Source organism: Burkholderia aenigmatica (assembly GCF_902499175.1).
GTDB classification, from domain to species: domain Bacteria; phylum Pseudomonadota; class Gammaproteobacteria; order Burkholderiales; family Burkholderiaceae; genus Burkholderia; species Burkholderia aenigmatica.
Map to the genome: position 1 here is coordinate 1 of NZ_CABVQC010000038.1, position 18,766 is coordinate 18,766.

General features: G+C 68.2%; 17 protein-coding genes. 7 read left to right on the forward strand and 10 right to left on the reverse strand.

What is annotated here, in order from left to right:
* Window positions 1-312 (reverse strand): GntR family transcriptional regulator (locus BDO18943_RS24885; protein ID WP_175024445.1); only part of this gene is annotated, 312 nt, incomplete at its 3' end.
* Window positions 313-500: 188 nt separating this feature from the next.
* Here BDO18943_RS24885 and BDO18943_RS24890 point away from each other — a divergent pair.
* Window positions 501-1,703 (forward strand): GNAT family N-acetyltransferase, encoded by a 1,203-nt coding sequence (locus tag BDO18943_RS24890; RefSeq protein ID WP_235996185.1) that lies wholly within the window; start codon window positions 501-503, stop codon window positions 1,701-1,703.
* Between the two features lie 24 nt (window positions 1,704-1,727).
* Here BDO18943_RS24890 and BDO18943_RS24895 read toward each other — a convergent pair whose 3' ends face one another.
* Together BDO18943_RS24895 and BDO18943_RS24900 are read right to left on the reverse strand one after the other, a co-directional pair.
* A complete protein-coding gene (locus BDO18943_RS24895) occupies window positions 1,728-2,207 on the reverse strand; it encodes a DUF3331 domain-containing protein (RefSeq protein WP_175024447.1) in 480 nt (159 codons plus the stop codon).
* 38 nt (window positions 2,208-2,245) lie between these two features.
* On the reverse strand, window positions 2,246-3,457 hold the full coding sequence (locus BDO18943_RS24900; RefSeq protein ID WP_175024448.1) for an MFS transporter: 1,212 nt from the start codon (window positions 3,455-3,457) through the stop codon (window positions 2,246-2,248).
* 190 nt (window positions 3,458-3,647) lie between these two features.
* Between BDO18943_RS24900 and BDO18943_RS24905 the strand changes: the two genes are divergently transcribed.
* The 5 genes from BDO18943_RS24905 to BDO18943_RS24925 all read left to right on the forward strand — a co-directional run bounded on the left by BDO18943_RS24905 (window position 3,648) and on the right by BDO18943_RS24925 (window position 9,326).
* Window positions 3,648-3,797, forward strand: a complete 150-nt coding sequence (locus BDO18943_RS24905) for a GNAT family N-acetyltransferase (RefSeq protein WP_235996186.1) — start codon at window positions 3,648-3,650, stop codon at window positions 3,795-3,797.
* Window positions 3,798-4,145: 348 nt separating this feature from the next.
* Complete coding sequence (locus tag BDO18943_RS24910; protein WP_175024503.1) at window positions 4,146-5,210, forward strand: 2,3-butanediol dehydrogenase; 1,065 nt, start codon at window positions 4,146-4,148, stop codon at window positions 5,208-5,210.
* A gap of 447 nt (window positions 5,211-5,657) precedes the next feature.
* Window positions 5,658-7,595, forward strand: coding sequence for a sensor histidine kinase (locus BDO18943_RS24915; RefSeq protein ID WP_175024449.1), 1,938 nt, complete (start codon window positions 5,658-5,660; stop codon window positions 7,593-7,595).
* 133 nt (window positions 7,596-7,728) lie between these two features.
* Entirely contained in the window at window positions 7,729-8,385 is a 657-nt protein-coding gene (locus BDO18943_RS24920; RefSeq protein WP_175024450.1) for a VC0807 family protein, read from the forward strand.
* A 74-nt stretch (window positions 8,386-8,459) separates the two neighbouring features.
* On the forward strand, window positions 8,460-9,326 hold the full coding sequence (locus tag BDO18943_RS24925) for a CPBP family intramembrane glutamic endopeptidase (protein WP_175024451.1): 867 nt from the start codon (window positions 8,460-8,462) through the stop codon (window positions 9,324-9,326).
* A 20-nt stretch (window positions 9,327-9,346) separates the two neighbouring features.
* On the opposite strand, the gene BDO18943_RS24930 is transcribed toward BDO18943_RS24925, so the two are convergent.
* From BDO18943_RS24930 to BDO18943_RS24950, 5 genes are all read right to left on the reverse strand, one after another.
* On the reverse strand, window positions 9,347-10,327 hold the full coding sequence (locus BDO18943_RS24930) for an aldo/keto reductase (protein WP_175024452.1): 981 nt from the start codon (window positions 10,325-10,327) through the stop codon (window positions 9,347-9,349).
* Window positions 10,328-10,513: 186 nt separating this feature from the next.
* On the reverse strand, window positions 10,514-11,185 hold the full coding sequence (locus tag BDO18943_RS24935) for a MarC family protein (RefSeq protein ID WP_043184423.1): 672 nt from the start codon (window positions 11,183-11,185) through the stop codon (window positions 10,514-10,516).
* Window positions 11,186-11,325: 140 nt separating this feature from the next.
* A complete protein-coding gene (locus tag BDO18943_RS24940) occupies window positions 11,326-12,126 on the reverse strand; it encodes an enoyl-CoA hydratase-related protein (RefSeq protein ID WP_175024453.1) in 801 nt (266 codons plus the stop codon).
* Between the two features lie 38 nt (window positions 12,127-12,164).
* Entirely contained in the window at window positions 12,165-13,487 is a 1,323-nt protein-coding gene (gene paaK, locus BDO18943_RS24945; RefSeq protein WP_175024454.1) for a phenylacetate--CoA ligase PaaK, read from the reverse strand.
* Window positions 13,488-13,545: 58 nt separating this feature from the next.
* Window positions 13,546-15,102, reverse strand: coding sequence for a 3-hydroxyacyl-CoA dehydrogenase (locus tag BDO18943_RS24950; RefSeq protein ID WP_175024455.1), 1,557 nt, complete (start codon window positions 15,100-15,102; stop codon window positions 13,546-13,548).
* Between the two features lie 548 nt (window positions 15,103-15,650).
* On the opposite strand from BDO18943_RS24950, the gene BDO18943_RS24955 reads away from it, so the two are divergent.
* Complete coding sequence (locus BDO18943_RS24955) at window positions 15,651-16,739, forward strand: calcium:proton antiporter (RefSeq protein ID WP_175024456.1); 1,089 nt, start codon at window positions 15,651-15,653, stop codon at window positions 16,737-16,739.
* Between the two features lie 90 nt (window positions 16,740-16,829).
* Here the strand turns inward: BDO18943_RS24955 and BDO18943_RS24960 are convergent, their stop codons facing one another.
* The gene (locus tag BDO18943_RS24960) at window positions 16,830-17,963 is read right to left on the reverse strand and encodes a transporter substrate-binding and LysM peptidoglycan-binding domain-containing protein (RefSeq protein ID WP_175024457.1); all 1,134 of its coding nucleotides are present in this window, start codon (window positions 17,961-17,963) and stop codon (window positions 16,830-16,832) included.
* Window positions 17,964-17,983: 20 nt separating this feature from the next.
* The gene (locus BDO18943_RS24965) at window positions 17,984-18,757 is read right to left on the reverse strand and encodes a hypothetical protein (RefSeq protein WP_175024458.1); all 774 of its coding nucleotides are present in this window, start codon (window positions 18,755-18,757) and stop codon (window positions 17,984-17,986) included.
* Window positions 18,758-18,766: the final 9 nt, after the last annotated feature.

Sequence of the window (18,766 nt, forward strand, 5' to 3'; positions counted from 1 at the left end):
CGCGGCACGCCGGCGCGGCGGTGCCGGCCGCGACAACCCGACCACGCGCGTGCCTCGGCGGTCGGACTGCAGGAAACCTTCGGCGACGAGCTGCTCGTAGACGGCGGCCGTCGTGTTGCGCGACACGCCGAGCGTCTCGGCCAGCGCGCGCGTGCCGGGCAGCCGCGTGCCGGCCGGCATCGCGCCGCCGAGAATCGCGTCGCGCACACGGCGCAGCAACTGGCGTTGCAGCGAAGGCGCGCCCGGCGTGCGCGCCAGCGGCGCGTCGAGCGGCAGCAACGGCGCGTCGGCGGAAGGAAGAACTGTCGTCATCGGAACATCGCAGCGTGAAAATGTCGGAAGGTGGCGCACGGCTAGTGGCGCACGGCTCGCGGTTCGCGCCCCGTAACGCGTGGCACCATAAATTTGCCGATCTCTGGCGCTTCTCATGGTACCTCGCCGCGACTACGATCGTCTGCATGCCGGCATGTCGCCGGCCGCCAACCGAAGCGAGATCGACCTTGTCCACGCTCACCAACGCTTTCCAGCAACCCATCGGCCACCCCGTTCCCGACTGGTCCGCGCGCCCGCGGCCGGAGCGCATCGTCCTCGAAGGCCGCTACTGCCGGCTCGAACCGCTCGACGCCGAACGCCATGCGGCCGACCTGTACGCCGCCTACGCCCAGGCGCCGGACGGCAGCGACTGGACCTATCTCGTCCACGGCCCGTACGCCGACGAGTCGAGCTACCGCGACTACGCGCGCGGCGCGCAGGCAAGCACCGATCCGCTGCACTACACGGTGATCGACCGCGCCACGGGCCGCGCGGTCGGCACGCTCGCGCTGATGCGCATCGATCCGGCCAACGGCGTGATCGAGGTCGGCTCCGTCACGTTCTCGCCGCTGCTCAAGCGCACGCCCGTATCGACCGAAGCGCAGTTCCTGCTGATGAAGTACGCGTTCGACACGCTCGGCTACCGGCGCTACGAATGGAAGTGCGACGACCTGAACATCCCGTCGCGCAAGGCCGCCGCCCGGCTCGGGTTCCGCTACGAAGGCACGTTCCGGCAGGCGATCGTCTACCGCGACCGCAATCGCGACACCGCGTGGTTCTCGATCATCGACGGCGAATGGCCGGATGTCCGCGCCGCGTTCGACGCGTGGCTCGCACCGGAGAACTTCGACGCGCACGGCGAGCAGCGCCAGTCGCTCATCGCGATCCGTCACGCGCAGGCGCGTGAGCGCGATGCGGCCAGCCGCGCGCAGGACGCGACGCGCGTCACGGTGCGCCCGCTCGTCGCCGCCGACGAAGCCGCGTGGCGCCCGCTGTGGCAGGGTTATCAGCAGTTCTACGACACCGCGCTGAGCGACGCGGTGTTCGCGACGACGTGGGCGCGCCTGATGGATCCCGCCGAACCGATGTTCGTGCTCGGCGCATTCGACGCATCGGGTGCGCTGGTCGGGATCGTGCATTCGATCTACCACCGCTCGTGCTGGACCGAAGGGCCCTACTGCTACCTGCAGGATCTCTACACCGCACCCGACGCACGCGGGCAAGGTGCAGGCGGTGCGCTGATCGAGGCCGTGTACGACCATGCCCGCGAAGCCGGCGCGAGCCGCGTGTACTGGCTCACGCACGAAACCAACACGACCGCGCGCGCACTGTACGACAAGCTAGCGAACAACGCCGGGTTCATCCAGTACCGGCACGACGTGAAGAAGTAACCCGCTGCAGCAGCCGGCCGGCGTTCAGCCGCGAACGTCGGCCGGCGCGTGTGCGTCGTCATCCTCCGCCGTGACGCCACACGTCGCGCCGGTGGCACCCCGCACCGACGCCGGGCAGATCATCTCGTCGCCGTTGGCCGGCACGGGCCGCCGTACCGGCCGGAACACCGGCTCGCCCGGCTCGATCGACTGCCCCGAGATCGCGCAGCGGCCCGGCTGCAGCGCGATACGCAAACGCCAGCGCTGTTCGCCGTAATGGCAACGGCCGCTCTCGACCCAGCGAACCAGCAACGCGTTGTCGCCGGCCTCCAGCACCGTGACGAACAGTTGCGGACGCAACGGCGAGACGGCCAACGCCGCGTGCTCAGGAGCCGGCACCCGGCCGATCGTCACGAGCGGATGCGCGACGCCGTCACACGGCGGCATCGGATCGTGTTCGACCCATGCCGGCGCATCGCACGGCGGGTCTTCTGCGCAAATCAGGCTTTCCATGGTGTTGAGCATGCTTGACGGATTTCCGTACAGGTTGAACGGCGCCGCGCTCAGCGCCGGCCCAGCGGTTCGCGCAGCAGCGACAAGCCGATCGCCGCGCCGGTGACGGCGGCCGCGAACATCAGCCCGATGCCGCCCGACCAGCCGAAGGCACCGACGATCGCGCCGATCGCCAGCGGCCCGATCACCTGTCCGAGATAGTTGCCCTGCACGACCCAGCCGATGCTGAGCGGCGCCAGCGACGGCGTCGGCGCGGAGCCGGGCGCGCACGCGAGGATCGTCGCGGGCAGCATCCCCGCGATCGCCGAGAACGCAAAACCCAGCGCGACCGCGAGCGGTGCCGGCGTGGCCGCGCTGAAGAGCCCTGCGCCGGCCGCGCCGATCGCGACCGACGTCGCGGCCATCACGATCCCCGGCCGTGCGCCGCGCGACAGCAGCCAGCCGGCCGTCAGGTTGCCGATCACGCACGCGGCGACGATCGCCGCGCTGATCAGCCCCGCCGCGCCGACCGCGACGCCGAGGCGCTGCATCAGGAACACCGGCAGGAACGTCATCGCGGCGAAGAACTGCACGTTGTAGGTGGCGAAACCCAGCGCGAGCAGCGTGGTCGACCGCGACGCGAGCACGTCGCGCAGCGCGGGCCCGATGCGTGGCGCGGCGGCCTGCCGCGACGGCACATCGGCGGACGTCGTGACGGGCACCGCGGCCGCCGCCACGAGCGTCAACGCCGCGGCCGCGAGCCAGCCGTTGCGCCAGCCGCCGAGCAGCGGCCCGACCAGCATCGACAGCGCCATGCCGACCGGCATGAACGTGCTCCACAGCCCGAACGCGAGCGTGCGCCGCTCGGGCGGCGTCACGCGATTCAGCACCGCCGGCGCGGCGACCACCACGATCACGAAACCGAGCCCCTCGGCGAAGCGCGTGACCAGCAGCAGCGCGAAGCTGTCGGCCCATGCCCCGGCAACACTCGACAGGCCGAGGATGACGAGGCCCGCGATCAGCAGCAGCCGGTCGCCCCAGCGCCGCACCAGCACGCCGGCCGCGATCCCGCCAAATACGCCGACGAACGGAAACACCGACATGATCCCGCTCAGCGAAGCGAGCGAGCCGCCGAACTCGTGCTGGAGCGACGGCAACGCGATCGTCGCCTTGCCGACGTGCAACGCCGACACGATGCTCGCCAGCACCACGTTCGCGACAGCGGCCCGGTAGCGGCGCGACGATAGCGTGGCGGCATCGGCCGCGACAGGCGATTCGGTCATCTCCACCTCGGTTGAAGCGGCCGCGTGCCACGGGATACGTCACGCGTCCGCGATCGGACTGGCGCACATGATACAAATTGAAGTTCACTTCAAGTAAAGGGGTAATGTGCGCAACGATCCGTTCCGTCGATCGCGGCAATGGGCCGGCATGGCAGCGTGCACCGCCCCGATCTAAGCTGTCGGCCTCGCGATGCAGCTGCTCGCCGCGATCGCCGCGCATGCCCGGCAACGCGGCGCGCAGCGTGTCTGGCTCGTGTCGACCGCGGCCGGTCTGCCGCTGTACCGCGCCGCCGGATTCACGCCGCTCGCACCGGTCGCGGTCGACGAAGTGGTTGCCTGAACGCAAATCGAACCGCGCCGGCCATCGGCACGCGTCTCGCAATTCGTCTCATTGCGCTGAGACGAACGTCCCAGCGTCTCATCCGGCCTGCGATTTTGCTTGCGCAGCAAATTCCGCACCCAATCCCCTCACAACATTTCCCCATCAGCGGACACAGCAATGGTGCATTGCGTCATTCCCGTCCCGCCCTGCCACCACCCGGCGCCCCCACTCAAGCTGGCCCCGTTCCTGCATACCGGTCGATCGCGCAATCGCGCGACGGGCATACCGGCAGCCACGCGCTGCGCCCGACGACAACCTGATGGAGACAGCAACGTGAGTACACCGGCATCGACCACCGCCCTCAGCATGAAAGCCGCCGTCTGGCACGGCCGCCACGACATCCGCGTCGAACAGGTTCCCGTGCCGGCGCGCCCGCCGGCAGGCTGGGTCACGATTCGCGTGCACTGGTGCGGGATCTGCGGTTCCGACCTGCACGAATACGTCGCGGGGCCCGTGTTCATCCCGGTCGACGCGCCGCATCCGCTGACGGGCCTGAAGGGCCAGTGCATCCTCGGCCACGAGTTCAGCGGCGAGATCGCCGAACTCGGCGCGGGCGTGACGGGCTTCGCGGTCGGCGACCGCGTGACGGCCGACGCATGCCAGCATTGCGGCACCTGCTGGTATTGCAAACACGGGCTGTACAACATCTGCGAGAACCTCGCGTTCACCGGGCTGATGAACAACGGCGCGTTCGCCGAATACGTGAACGTGCCGGCCGAGCTGCTGTACAAGCTGCCCGACGATTTCCCGACCGAGGCCGGGGCGCTGATCGAGCCGCTCGCGGTCGGGCTGCATGCGGTGAAGAAGGCCGGCAACATCGTCGGGCAGACGGTCGTCGTGGTCGGCGCGGGCACGATCGGCCTGTGCACGATCATGTGCGCGAAAGCCGCGGGCGCCGGGCGCGTGATCGCGCTGGAAATGTCGGCCGCGCGCAAGCAGAAAGCGCTGGAAGTCGGCGCGAGCGTCGTCATCGATCCGAAGACGTCGGACGCGATCGCGGAAGTGAAGGCGCTGACCGGCGGCTACGGCGCCGACGTGTCGTTCGAGTGCATCGGGCACGCGACCACCGCGAAGCTCGCGATCGACGTGATCCGCAAGGCCGGCAAGTCGGTGATGGTCGGCATCTTCGAGGAGCCGGCGCCGTTCAACTTCTTCGACATCGTGTCGACCGAGAAGGAAGTGATCGGCTCACTGGCGTACAACGGCGAATTCGCGGACGTGATCCGCTTCATCGCGGACGGCCGCATCGACGTGCAGCCGCTCATCACCGGGCGCATCGCGCTCGGCGACATCGTCTCGCACGGCTTCGAGGAACTGGTCAACCACAAGGACCGGAACGTGAAGATCATCGTTCAGCCCGCCGCTGCCTGACCGCTCGCTAGGCCCGCGGCCGCGATTCGCGCTGCGGCACGCCTGCTGCCGTATCGCCCTGAAGCGTCGCCCGTTCGCGGGCGACGTGCCTGCCGCCCCCCTCCCGCGCGCCCCTTCCCCGCCTGCCTGCCATCGTCCGAAGCGGACTTGATGCCGCGTCCCGGTCGGACACGTCGATTCAAAACATTCGCAATCCAAACCATCTGCCGTCACGCGCCACGGGCGCGATACGCGATCAGGGTTTCTCCGGATCAAGCGTGATTCGTCCGGTGTCGACAGGACACTGACGCAAGGCGATCCTGTGCCAAGCACGATCCGGCTTCCCGGCCGGGATCGTTGCCGCCCCGTGAAGGCGGCTCCCTGCCCCCCAATAAACCTTACGGCGTCACGGCTCCGACAGGCAGAGAATACGGGCCCACCCGGGATAGCTTGCAAACATGGTGTGTCATGAATCGATCATTCTCGTTTAACCGGGAACGCGCATACAACATTCGATCGCTGACGATCCTGCAGAAGACGCATATCGGCTTCGCAATCGTCACAACGCTGCTGGCCTTGCTGTGCGGCACGATTATCTGGGGGAGTTTCCGGCAATACCGGCAGGAGAACGCCGACCTGCAGAGCTTCGAATTCGTCCGCGGGGCGATGCGCGCCGCCAACGTGATCTCGGCCGAGCGCGGCCCGACGAACGACCTGCTGGTCCGCCTGCAGGACGACGGCGCCACCGAAGCCCGCCACCTGCTCGCCGCGCGCGCGCGTTCCGACCAGGCGCTGGAACGCTTTCGCGACGGCATCGCGCAGGCGACCGTGCTGAACGATCGCGAACGCGGCAACCTGCTGCATGCACTCGATTCGGCCCGGATGACGCTCGCGGATGCGCGTGCGGAAGTCGATGCGCTCGACGCGCGGCCGCTCACGTCACGCACCGTTAACGATATCCAGCACGCACAGGCGCACCTGTTCCGGGTCGTCGACACGCTGTCGCTGCTGATCGACGGGGCGATGACCGACACCGCGATGCGCGCCCCGCGCACGTCGGGTGCGATCCTGCTGGCGCGGCTCCTCGGCGATCTCCGGGAATACGCGGGCCGCACGGGCTCGCTGCTCATCGCGCCGATGTTCGCGCGGCAGGCGCTCGATCGCGCGCAGTTCGCGGACATCATGCGGATGCGCGGCCGCATCGAGCAATTGCGCGCGCTGATCGACGGCGCGATCGGCGCGCAGCTCGACGACCCCGACGTGGCACGCGAATACGCGCAGCTCAACGCGGCCTTCGACACGCACATCCTGCCGCTCGTCGACGCGACGGTCGCCAGCGGCCGGAACGGTGCCTATACGATGAGCGCGGCCGAGTTTTCCCGCGCGATCGTGCCGCATTTCCGGCCGAGCGAACTGCTGCGCGACCGCGTGATCGACCTTGCCCGGCACCGCGCGATCGGCGACCGGAACGCCGCCCGGATCAAGGTCGGGTTGTCGGCGTTCGCCACGGCACTGTGCATCGCGATCCTGGTCTCGCTCGCGCGCGGCACGCAGCGGCTGTTGTCGAAGCCGCTCGATGCGCTCGGCCGCCGGATCGTCGCGCTCAGCGACGGCGATACGTCGCACGTCGCGATGCCGCGCGGCATCGGGCCCGAGATCGCGCGGATCCATGACGCGCTGGAAACGTTGCGCAACGCGACAGTCCGCCGCGACATGCTCGAGCGCCAGCGCAACGACATGCTGACGCTGTTCTCGCACGACATGCGCGCCCCGCTGACCTCGCTGATCATCCTGATCGACACGCAGGCGCACCGGGCGGGCGACGCGCAGACGAAGCAGCAGTTCGCGAGAATCGGCAAGCTGGCGCGGCACACGCTGGCGATGGCCGACGGTTTCGCGCAGCTCTCGCGTGCGGAGGCCAGCGAATACGAACGCGTGCCGGTCAACCTCGCCGACCTGATGAACGAGGCACGCGACGCCGTGTGGCCGCTCGCGCACCGGAAATCCATGTCGATCGACGACGTGCCGCGGCGCGACGACACGATCGTCCAGGGCGACCCGGCACTGCTATCGCGCGCGCTGATCAACCTGCTGGACAACGCCATCAAGTACAGCGCGCCGCTGACGAGCGTCGAATGCAAGGTCGAGCCGGGTGGCGACGGCAAGACCGTGCGCTGCACGATCCGCGACAGCGGGTGCGGCATCAGCAGCGCGGACCAGATGCGGCTGTTCGAGCGCTACCGGCGCTTCCGCACCGCCGGCCAGCCGGAAACCAGCGGCGTCGGGCTCGGCATGGCGTTCGTCAAGGCAGTCGTCGAGCGGCATGAAGGCAACATCCACGTGCACAGTGTCGTGCTGCACGGCACCACGGTCACGATCACGCTGCCCGTGGCGGTGAATCCGTGACGGCGGCAAGCGGCCGAGGCGACGCCGCAGCCCCACCCGATTCTTCGATATACTGGACCGAACCCTTTTCGGGGCAACCGGGGGCCACCACGCCCTTTGCACGTTCGCCTCAACCTGCGTGGAATAGCGCACCGTGAAACCGCGAGCCGGACTGATTCTCGAACTCTTCGTCAACCTGGTGCTGCCCTGGGTCGCCTACCGGGCCGCGCAGCCGTATTTCGGTGAAACCGGCGCGCTGTACGCGTCGGCGGTCCCGCCGATCGTCTGGTCGATCGTCGAATTCATCCGCTCGCGCCGCGTCGATGCGGTGGCGGCCATCGTGCTGCTGGGCATCGCGCTGTCGATCATCGGGATGGCACTCGGCGGCAGCCCGCGCACGCTGCTGATGCGCGAGTCGCTCGCGTCCGGCACGATCGGTGTCGTATTCCTGCTGTCGCTGTTCCGCGCACGTCCACTGATCTTCTATCTCGCCCGCGCCACCGTGGCCCGCGAGATGGACGGCGGCGCCGCGCATTTCGAAGCCGTCTGGGACGCGCAGCCGGGGCTGCGGCAGATGCTCCGACGGATGACCTTCGTCTGGGGCGCGTTCATGACGCTGGAAATGCTGCTGCGCCTCTGGATGGTCGTGACCTGGCCGGTCGAACGTGTGCTGGTCGTGTCGCCGATCATCGGCTATACCGTGTTCGGCTGTCTGCTGACGTGGACCTTCTGGTACCGGCGGCGGATGCGCGTGCGCAACAGCGTTCACATCCCGGGTCGCGACGGCGTCACCGAAACCGCCGGCCGCTGAGCGCGCCCGGCCGGCATGGCGGGACGCCTGCTGTATGATGCGCGGCGTCTCGTCCGACGAATGCCGCACCTGTCATGTCCCTTTCTCTCCTTCCGTCCGCCACGATCTGGCTCGCGCTGTTCGCGGCCGCCGCGTTCGCGTGGCATCGCCCGCAGCACGGCCTGAGCCTCGGCCTCGCCGCGCTCGGCTATGCGTGCGCGCTGGCGTTCGGCAAGCTCGCACCACTCGCGCTGGCGCCGTTCGCGTTGCTGGCCGCGGCCGCCTGGGGCGTGATGCCCGAGCGCCCGCGTGCGGTGCGCATCGCCGCCCACGCCGTCTTTGCCGCGCTCGCGATCGCGCTCAGCCTGCACCTGATTCCCGGCTTCCACAATCCGCGCGTGATCGCCGCGGCGCGCTTCACGCCGGATGCCGTGCCATTCACGATGTACCTGAATCTGGACAAGCCGCTCATCGGCCTGTGGCTGGTGTGGGTGCTGCCGTGGGTCGCCCCCGACATCCCGCTGTCGCGCGCGCTGCGCACCGGCGCGGTGGCGGCCGTGGCAACGGCGGCCGCATGCCTGGCCGGCGCGCTCGCGTTCGGGATGGTCGGCTGGGCGCCCAAGTGGCCGTCGTCAGGCTGGCTGTGGCTCGTGAACAACCTGCTGATCGTGACGCTCGCCGAGGAAGCGCTGTTCCGCGGCTATGTGCAGGGCGGGCTGACGCGCGCGCTGCGCGCGTTCGCATGGGGGCCGTGGGCCGCGCTTGCGATCGGCGCGGGTCTGTTCGGCGCCGCGCATGCGGCCGGCGGCTGGCAATGGATCGTGCTCGGCACGGTGGCCGGCGTCGGCTACGGCCTCGCCTGGCGGCGCGGCGGACTGCTCGCGTCCGCGCTCGCGCATGCGGGGCTGAACGTCGTCCACTTCGGCCTGTTCACCTACCCGATGCTCGCCGCCGCGCGTTGACGGCCGCGCGGCGCGGCCGCTCAGTTGATCCCGGCGACCGCGTGCGGCACGTACGGGCGTTCGAGCGTGGCGATCTCGTCGCCGGTCAGTTTCAGCTCGAGCGCGGCGAGTGCGTCGTCCAGCTGCTGCGGCTTCGAAATGCCGACGATCGGCGCGGTGACCCCGCGCTTCTGCGCGACCCAGGCGAGCGCGACCTGCGCACGCGGCACGTTGCGTGCGGCCGCGATCGTCGCAACGGCGTCGACGACCGCCTTGTCCGACTCCGCCGTCGCATCGTAAAGCCGCTGGCCGACCGCATCGCTCTGCTGCCGCTCGGTCGACTCGTCCCAGTTGCGCGTCAGGCGGCCGCGCGCGAGCGGGCTCCACGGAATCACCGCGATTCCTTCGTCTTCGCACAGCGGCAGCATTTCCCGCTCTTCTTCCCGATACAGCAGGTTCAGGTGGTTCTGCATGCTGACGAAGCGGGTCCAGCCGTGCTGCTTCGACGTGTGCAACGCCTTCGCGAACTGCCACGCGAACATCGACGACGCGCCGATGTAGCGCGCCTTGCCGGCCTTGACGACGTCGTGCAACGCCTCGAGCGTCTCCTCGAGCGGCGTGCCGTAGTCCCAGCGGTGAATCTGATAGAGATCGACATAGTCGGTGCCGAGCCGTTTCAGGCTCTGGTCGATGTCGGTCATGATCGCCTTGCGCGACAGCCCCGCGCCGTTCGGCCCCGGCCGCATCCGGTAGAACACCTTGGTCGCGATCACGATCTCGTCGCGTTTCGCGAAATCGCGCAGCGCGCGGCCGACGATCTCCTCCGACGTGCCGTCCGAATACATGTTCGCGGTATCGAAGAAGTTGATGCCGGCTTCGACTGCCCGCTGGATGATCGGACGGCTCTCCGCTTCCGGCAGCGTCCACGGATGCGAGCCGCGCGACGGTTCGCCGAACGTCATGCAACCCAGCACCAGGTTGGACACTTCCAGCCCTGTCGATCCGAATTTCACGTATTCCATTGCACGCCTCGCCATTGAAGTTGAGCTGACGGCCGGATGCGCGCCGCGCATCCGCCGGACCGTCGCATGTTATCGCGGGTGGCAAAAAGGCGTGCGGCGTCGCCGCATCGTACGGAGGAGGCGCTGGTCAGCGCGAGGTCGTGCGGGGCGCCGGCTGCACGTCACGTGCGCCGCGGCGCCGGCCGCTTACTTGACCTGGTCGGCGATCGGCTGCAGGAACGCGGAGAAACCGGTCAGCATGATCTGCACGCCGATGCACAGCAGCAGGAACGCCGACACGCGCTTCGCGACCTTGGTGCCTTCGCTGCCGAGGTAGCGCGACAGCAGCGCGGAGCGGCTGTAGACCTGCCAGATCACGATCGCAACCAGCACGGAGACGGCGATCGACACGATGCTCGACAGCATGAACTCCGACAGCTTGTGCGTGCGGTTCGCGTTCAGCGCGATCGCGGTCGCGATCGAGCCGGGGCCGACCGTCAGTGGCATGGTCAGCGGGAAGAACGCGCGCGTCATGATCGCGTTCGCGTCGATCGGCTTGACGGGCGTGTCGCCGCCGCCCGGGCCGTCGGGTTCGTTCAGCATCTGCCAGCCGGCCACCGCAACCGCGAAGCCGCCGCCGATCCGCAGCGCTTCCATCGAGATCCCGAAGAAATGCAGCACCGGCGTGCCGGCGAAGAACGCGACCATCAGCACGATGAACGCATTGAACGCGACCTTTCTCGCGAGCAGATCGCGCTCTTGCTCGGTGAGCGCCTCGGTCCGTTCGAGAAACAGGAACGCGATGCCGATCGGGTTGATGATGCCGATCAGGCCGGTGAAGCCGAACAGGATCTCGGAGATAAGGCGGTTGACGATCATCGGATGAAGAATCGGTCGGGGCTGGGCCGGCAGCGCGCCGGGGGTCACGCATTGTAGAGCAAGCGCCCGCGCCCGAGCCGCAAATTGCGGCCGGGCCCGCTGCGCGGTCGATCGTCGCCGTTTTCCCTCGCCGTTGCCCCTTACTCGGTGCCCGCCTCCCATGCCGGCGGCCGCTTCGCGAAAAACGCCGTGAAGCCTTCCTTCGCTTCCGGTGTCGCCCGCACGCGGGAGATCGTCTGCGCGGTGAACGCCGCACGCTCGTCCGACGGCGGATACTCGCCGATCGCGTCGAAGAAGCGCTTGATCTCCATCAGCGCGTTCGGGCCGTTACGACCGAGTTCGGCGAGCGTCTTGTCGAGCGCTTCGTCGAGCGAATCGAGCGGCACGGCCTGGTGGATCAGGCCGATCGCGACCGCCTCGCCGGCGGCGAGCTGGGTCGCCGTCAGCGCGAGCCGGCGCGCCTGGCGCTGGCCGACCGCCTCGACCAGATACGGGCCGATCACGGCCGGCAGGATCCCGAAACGTGCCTCGCTGACCGAGAAGCGCGCGTGATCGCTCGCGATCACGATGTCGCACGCCGCGCACAGGCCGACGCCGCCGCCGAACGCATGGCCCTGCACGCGTGCCACCGTCGGCTTCGGACATTGCCGGATCGCGCGCATCATCGCGGCAAACCGCTCCGCGTCGCGCAGGTTCGCGGCCGCATCGTTCGCGCTTGCGCGCTGCATCCACTGCAGGTCGGCGCCCGCGCAGAACGCGCGGCCGTCCGAGCGCAGCACGATCGCGCGCACCTCGTCACGCTGGCCGAGCGTGGTGAACGCGTCGGTCAGCTCGGCGATCATCGTCTCGTCGAACGCGTTGAGCACGTCGCCGCGCTGCAGCGCGACAGTGGCGATGCCGCGCGCATCGACCGTGACGGCCAGGGTCTTCAATCCATCCATCGAACAGGTTTCCTCGGGTAGAACGACAAACATCGGAATTACGCGGCCTGACGGCGGTCGATCACGCGCCGGGCCTTGCCGGTCGCGGTCGCGGGAATGCCGCCCGCCGCCAGCACCGTCACGCCCGACGACACGCCGACCATCGTCTTGATCCGGTGCTGCAGCTCGCGCGCGAGCGCCGCGCGAGCGCTGTCGCTGACGGACGCGGCCGTTTCGGAGCGCAGTTCGACCGCGAGGTCGAGCCGGTCCATGTGACCGTCACGCGACAGCGTGATCTGGAACTGGCCCGACAACTGCGGCAGCGCGACGACGATCTCCTCGATCTGGCTCGGGAACACGTTCACGCCGCGCACGATCAGCATGTCGTCGGAGCGGCCCGTGATCTTCGCGAGACGGCGCATCGCGCGCGCGGTCGGCGGCAGCAGCGCGGTGAGGTCGCGCGTGCGGTAGCGGATCACCGGCATCGCCTCCTTCGTCAGCGACGTGAACACCAGCTCGCCCTGGCTGCCGTCGGGCAGCACTTCGCCCGTAACGGGATCGATGATCTCCGGATAGAAATGGTCTTCCCAGATCACCGGGCCGTCCTTCGTCTCCACGCATTCGCACGCGACGCCCGGGCCCATCACTTCCGACAGCCCGTAGATGTCGAGCGCGTCGATGCCCACGCGCGTCTCGACTTCCTCACGCAGCGCCTGCGTCCACGGCTCGGCGCCGAAGATGCCGATCTTCAGCGACGACTCGGCCGGATCCATCCCCTGCCGCACCATCTCGTCGATCAGGTTCAGCATGTACGACGGCGTGACGAGGATGATCTTCGGCTCGAAATCGCGGATCAGTTGCACCTGCTTCTCGGTCTGCCCGCCCGACATCGGCACGACCATGCAGCCGAGCCGTTCCGCGCCGTAATGAATCCCGAGGCCGCCCGTGAAGAGGCCGTAGCCGAATGCGTTGTGCAGCGTGTCGCCCGGGCGGCCGCCGGCCGCTCGGATCGAGCGCGCGGTCACGTTCGCCCACGTGTCGATGTCGCGCGCGGTGTAGCCGACCACCGTCGGCTTGCCGGTCGTGCCGCTCGACGCGTGCACGCGCACGACCTGCTCGCGCGGCACCGCAAAGAGCCCGAACGGATAGTTGTCGCGCAAATCGTTCTTGGTCGAGAACGGGAATTTCGCGAGATCGGCGAGCGACTTCAGATCGTCCGGATGCACGCCTGCAGCATCGAACGTGCGGCGATAGTGCGGGACGTTGTCGTACGCGTGGCGCAGCGACCACTTGAGGCGTTCGAGCTGCAGCGCCTGCAGTTCGTCGCGGCTGGCGGTCTCGATCGGCTCGAGGGCGGCGGCGGGATGCGTCGGGTGAGTCATCGGGGTGCTCCTCCAATGGAGTGATGTCGTTATCGTGATCGTGGGAACAGGGCCGGCGTTACGACCGGAACAGGCGGCCGGCCGCATGCAGCGCGGCAATACGCGGCGACACGCGATAGCGGTCCTCGCCGTAGCTCGCCGCCAGGTTCGACAGCACGCGATACACGCGGCCGATGCCGATCGCATCGGCCCATGCGAGCGGGCCGCACGGGTAGTTCACGCCCTTCTCCATCGCGAGATCGAGATCGGCGGGCGAGCATACGCCCTGGTTCACCGTGTCGGCCGCCTCGTTCGCGAGCATCGCGACGGTACGCATCGCGACCATGCCCGGCACGTCCGCGACGCCGACGACGCGAAAACCCGCCTGCTGGAACAGGCCGACCGCGTCCGCATAGGCCGCATCGCTGCACTGGAGCGCGCGCGTCAGCGCAACGAGCCCGGCCTGCGCGTAATCGCGCGCCAGGTCGACGAGCACGAGATCGGCCACGCCCGTCTGCGCGGCGCGTGCGGTCGCGGTGCGGCCGTCGGTCAGCGCGATCGATGCACGGCCGGCCGTCGCGAGCAGATCGTCGGCATGCGCGCCAGCCTGCCGGGCACTCGCGATGCGTTCGGCGAAGCGCGCATGCAAAGCGGCGGCCGGGCCGTCCTGCGCAAACAGCGCAACGTCGGCCGGCGCGTCGCGCGGTGCTTCGAGATCGGGCGCGGGCGGCGTCGCGCCGTCCGCATATGAATAGAAGCCACGCCCCGACTTGCGTCCGAGGAAGCCCGCGTTCACGAGTTCCTGCTGGATCAGCGACGGCGTATAGCGCGGATCGTTGAAATACGCGCGGAACACCGATTCGGTCACCGCGAAGTTCACGTCGTGGCCGATCAGGTCCATCAGCTCGAACGGCCCCATCCGGAAGCCGCCGGCCTCGCGCATCACCGCGTCGATCGATGCCGCCGCGCCGCCCTGCTCGTTCAGCACGCGCAGCGCCTCCGCGTAATACGGCCGCGCGACGCGGTTCACGATGAAGCCGGGTGTCGATTTCGCCATCACGGGCTGCTTGCCCCACGCGGCGGCGGTCGCCACCAACCCCTGCGCGACGTCGGGCGCGGTCGCGAGCCCGCTGACCACCTCGACGAGTGCCATCAGCGGCGCCGGGTTGAAGAAATGCAGGCCGGCGACGCGCTGCGGCACGCGCAGCCCGGCCGCGATCGACGTGATCGAGATCGACGACGTGTTGGTCGCCAGCACGCACGTGTCATCGACGTGGCGTTCGAGCGTCGCGAAGATCTCGCGCTTCACGTCGAGCCGCTCGGCCGCCGCTTCGACGATCAGCGCGGCGCCCGCGAAATCGGCCAGTTCACGCACCGCGTGAATCCGGGCGCCAGCCGCCTCCGCCTGGGACGGTGCGAGCCGGCCTTTCTCCGCGAGCCGCGCGAACTGCGCGCGGATGCCGGCCAGCGCCTTGTCGCAGGCCGCTTCGTTCAGGTCGTACAGCAGCACCGTATGACCGGCCGCCGCCGCGACCTGCGCAATGCCCGCGCCCATCGCGCCGGCGCCGATCACGCCGACGACGGCCGACGGCGCCAGCGCGCCCGAGTTCACCGAATGTGCAGAAGAAACAGCCATCGCTTGCGATCCGTCATGAAGTGGAGGTGCGAGCGATTATAAACCGACCGGTCGGTAGATTTATGTCAGGGCGAGCCCGAATTTGTCGTGCAAGAGACCGTTACGGAAACTGCAAAGACAAAAAAATTGAAAGATTCGGGCACTTTTTGTAAACCGAAAGGTCAATGAAAGCGTTCGAATATGAGATAGTGACCCCCGAACGCCTGATAAAATTCGACAAACCGCCGGATTTCAGGGGGAAACCGCGTGTCACGCCGCCACCGCCGTCCATCGCCGGGCGCCCTTTCGGGGTCGGAACCGAGCCTCCGGCCCGCGCGTCGTCACGCGGGCGCGCCGCGCCGTTTGCGGCCGGCCGCATCGAACCGTTTCATCCAGCGACGGGCTCCGGCCCGCCCGCGCCCCTCGCCGCCTCACGGCGGCGAACCCAGGGCAGCCGTTGCGTGCTGCCACCCCAGGTTTCATCGTCCTCGTTCGGCGGATAGTACGGCCGGGCTTCGTCAACCCGTGACGGCGCGTCGCGCGCCGCCACTCGCATAAGGAAACCCTCCATGCCGCTCTCGTCCAACCAGCTCCCGCGCTGGACCCTCGTGGCCCCGCTTGCCGCATGGCTGGTCCTCGCGCTGTCGCGCGTCGTGCCGGCCGAAGGCCTCGTCATCGCGGTGTTCGCCGCCGCACTCGCCGGCGCCGTGTTCGCCGCCGTTCACCATGCCGAAGTCGTCGCGCACCGCGTCGGCGAACCGTTCGGCACGCTCGTGCTCGCGGTCGCCGTGACCGTCATCGAAGTCGCGTTGATCGTGTCGGTGATGCTCGGCGCGGGCCCCGAGAAATCGGGCCTCGCCCGCGACACCGTGTTCGCCGCCGTGATGATCATCTGCAACGGCATCGTCGGCCTCTGCCTGCTGGTCGGCGCGTGGAAGCACGGCGAACAGGACTTCCAGGGGCGCGGCGCCAGCAAGGCGCTCGCGGTGCTGGCGTCGCTGTCGGTGCTGTCGCTCGTGATGCCGAACTACCTGAACGCCGCACCGGGCCCGTTCTTTTCGAAATCGCAGCTCGCGTTCGCCGGCGTGGCGTCGCTCGTGCTGTACGGCGCGTTCGTGTTCGTGCAGACCGTGCGTCACCGCGATTACTTCCTTACCGCGCACGACAGCGCGAACGAATCGGTGCACGCATCGCCGCCGAGCAGCCGCACCGCGCTGATCAGCATGCTGCTGCTGTTCGCGAGCCTCGTCGCGGTCGTGCTGCTCGCGAAGCTGCTGTCGCCGGCCGTCGAGCATGCCGTGATGCAGCTCGGTGCGCCCGAAGCCGCGGTCGGTATCGTGATCGCCGCGCTCGTGCTGTTGCCGGAAGGGCTCGCTGCCGTCACCGCCGCGCGCGCGAATCGGCTGCAGACCAGCATGAACCTGGCGCTCGGTTCGGCGCTCGCGAGCATCGGGCTCACGATTCCGACCGTCGCCGCCGTGTTCATCTGGGTCGGCCAGCCGCTCACGCTCGGCATCGGCCCGATGGAAACCGTGCTGCTGTCGCTGACGCTGCTGGTCAGCACGCTGACGCTCAGCCAGGGGCGCACGACGGTGCTGCACGGCGTCGTGCACCTGTCGCTGTTCGCTGCTTACCTGTTCCTGTCGATCACGCATTGACGCAGAAAAGCGCGCGGCCCGGCGGATCACCTCCGCCGGGCCGCGCGCAGTCTTTCAAGCCCCTGCTCCCACCTTCACTTCACGCCGCCGTTACCGCACCGGAATCACCAGATGCTGGCCCGCCAGGATCAGGTTCGGGTTCGCGAGGTTGTTGCGGCGTTGAATCTCGCGATAGCGCTGGCCGCTGCCGAGCTTGCTCGCGGCGATCAGGTTCAGCGTGTCACCCGCCTTCACCACGTACGTGTGTTCGCCCGACGCGGCTGCGGTCGTCACCGCCTGGTCGCTGACGAAGTACTTGCGCAGCAGGTCGAGATACTGCGGCGACTGCTTGAGCTTTGCGATCGCGGCGTTCAGGTAGATCAGCAGATCCTGGTCGTCGGCGCGCACGCCGATCTTGTACGCGATGTTCGAGCCGTCGAGCTTGGTCACCGCGAACTTCAGGTCGGTGCCCTTGATCGAGCTGACCGCGAACGGATAGTCGTAGATGAACGCATCGACCGTATGGCCGTCGAGGCTCTTCGCGATGAACGCCGGATCGGAATCGTCGACTTCGACGAACTTCACGTTCGGATACTGGCGCGTGACGAACGCGCGTACATCCGGGTCGCCTTTCAGGATACCGACCGTCTTGCCCGCGAGATCGTCGGTCGAGCGGATCGCGGAGCCTTGCCTCACGATCAGCGAATAACCGAAATCGTCGACGTATGGCACCGAGTAGACGACGCCCGCCGGCGTGTTGTCCGGGAACGTCAGCCCGTCCATGGCCACGTCGACCACGTGGTTCCCCTTCGCGTCCGTGTCGAGCAGCTGCTTCGGCACACCCGGGTACGTGTCGACCTCGTGACGCGTATCGACGGCAACCGGCTTGCCGCCGCGCGAGAACGACGGATCGGCGAACAGCAGCCGCGCGAACTCGACGTTGAAGCCGTGCGCCATGCCCTTGTCCTCGCCGAAGAACGGTTCGCTCGGGTTCTGCACCGAGATTCGCACGAGGCCGTTGTCGGCAATCGATTTCAGCGTGCTGGCCTGCGGCGTGAAGCCGGCCGGCAGCACGTTGGCCGACGGCGACGGCTGCGCGGGCTGGCTCGTGTCGCCACTTTGCGCGGATGTCGAGGCCGGCGACGCGTCATGCGCGGGCATCAGCGTCGACAGGCCGCCCTGATGCACGATCCATACGCCGACGAGCACTACCAGAAACGCGATGGCGCCAAGAAGTTTTTTCATGGTTGCGTGCCTGCAGGAAGTTATTGTTGTTTCGACGGCAACTGCGCGGGGTTCGCCGTATCGAGCCCGGGCGCGCGGGGGGCGTTCATCACCGCCTGCTGCTGCGCCTGCTTGACCTCGGGGTTATCCATCAGCGACGTCTCCATTTCGGAGAACGCCTTGTTGACCGAGCGCATCACCGAATCGACGGCCACGTCGGTCTTGATCTGCTCGAACGTGTCGGACGCCTGCCGGCCCGCGAGCTTGTTCATCTGCTGCGCCGCCTGCGACATGTCCCACATCGCCTTCGCGCGGTCGATCGCCGACGCGAAATTCTTCAGCTCGGCCTGCACCTGCTTGTAGCGGCCCTCGCGAAACGCGAGCAGTTGCTTCATCGTGTCGAGCTGTTGCCGGAAGCGCGGCGCGTCGTCCGGGTACTGCTTCTCGAACAGTTCCGTCTTGCTCTCGAAGTTCTTCACCTCGGTGCGAAACGCGGTGATGCTGTCCGCGAACTTCTGTGCCGCCTGGCGCTTTTCCGCGAGCTGGTTGATCAGCGTCTCGATCGGATTGGCCTGCGCCTCCTCGACGATCATCTTCACCTTCTGGTTCGCGAACTTCATCGCGACGACCGGCGCCAGATAGATCGCACCAAGGCCGATCACGCCTGCCGCGACCAGCGCGATCACCCCCTTCAGGATGAACAGCGCGGCCGGTGCCACGATCGCGACGCCGGCGACGATGATCGCCCACTTGATCAGCTTGACCTTGCTACTCCCCGAACTGCCGTTTGCTTCTTCATTCGAAAGCTGCGACATGAGTTTTTC

Excerpts from the sequence above, each read along its gene's own strand:
- BDO18943_RS24925 (WP_175024451.1), top strand. The coding sequence starts at position 8,460 with ATGTCCCTTTCTCTCCTTCCGTCCGCCACGATCTGGCTCGCGCTGTTC.
- BDO18943_RS24895 (WP_175024447.1), bottom strand. The coding sequence starts at position 2,207 with ATGCTCAACACCATGGAAAGCCTGATTTGCGCAGAAGACCCGCCGTGC.
- BDO18943_RS24940 (WP_175024453.1), bottom strand. The coding sequence starts at position 12,126 with ATGGATGGATTGAAGACCCTGGCCGTCACGGTCGATGCGCGCGGCATC.
- paaK (WP_175024454.1), bottom strand. The coding sequence starts at position 13,487 with ATGACTCACCCGACGCATCCCGCCGCCGCCCTCGAGCCGATCGAGACC.
- BDO18943_RS24965 (WP_175024458.1), bottom strand. The coding sequence starts at position 18,757 with ATGTCGCAGCTTTCGAATGAAGAAGCAAACGGCAGTTCGGGGAGTAGC.
- BDO18943_RS24900 (WP_175024448.1), bottom strand. The coding sequence starts at position 3,457 with ATGACCGAATCGCCTGTCGCGGCCGATGCCGCCACGCTATCGTCGCGC.
- BDO18943_RS24905 (WP_235996186.1), top strand. The coding sequence starts at position 3,648 with ATGCAGCTGCTCGCCGCGATCGCCGCGCATGCCCGGCAACGCGGCGCG.
- BDO18943_RS24955 (WP_175024456.1), top strand. The coding sequence starts at position 15,651 with ATGCCGCTCTCGTCCAACCAGCTCCCGCGCTGGACCCTCGTGGCCCCG.
- BDO18943_RS24950 (WP_175024455.1), bottom strand. The coding sequence starts at position 15,102 with ATGGCTGTTTCTTCTGCACATTCGGTGAACTCGGGCGCGCTGGCGCCG.
- BDO18943_RS24910 (WP_175024503.1), top strand. The coding sequence starts at position 4,146 with ATGAAAGCCGCCGTCTGGCACGGCCGCCACGACATCCGCGTCGAACAG.
- BDO18943_RS24935 (WP_043184423.1), bottom strand. The coding sequence starts at position 11,185 with ATGATCGTCAACCGCCTTATCTCCGAGATCCTGTTCGGCTTCACCGGC.
- BDO18943_RS24960 (WP_175024457.1), bottom strand. The coding sequence starts at position 17,963 with ATGAAAAAACTTCTTGGCGCCATCGCGTTTCTGGTAGTGCTCGTCGGC.
- BDO18943_RS24930 (WP_175024452.1), bottom strand. The coding sequence starts at position 10,327 with ATGGAATACGTGAAATTCGGATCGACAGGGCTGGAAGTGTCCAACCTG.
- BDO18943_RS24915 (WP_175024449.1), top strand. The coding sequence starts at position 5,658 with ATGAATCGATCATTCTCGTTTAACCGGGAACGCGCATACAACATTCGA.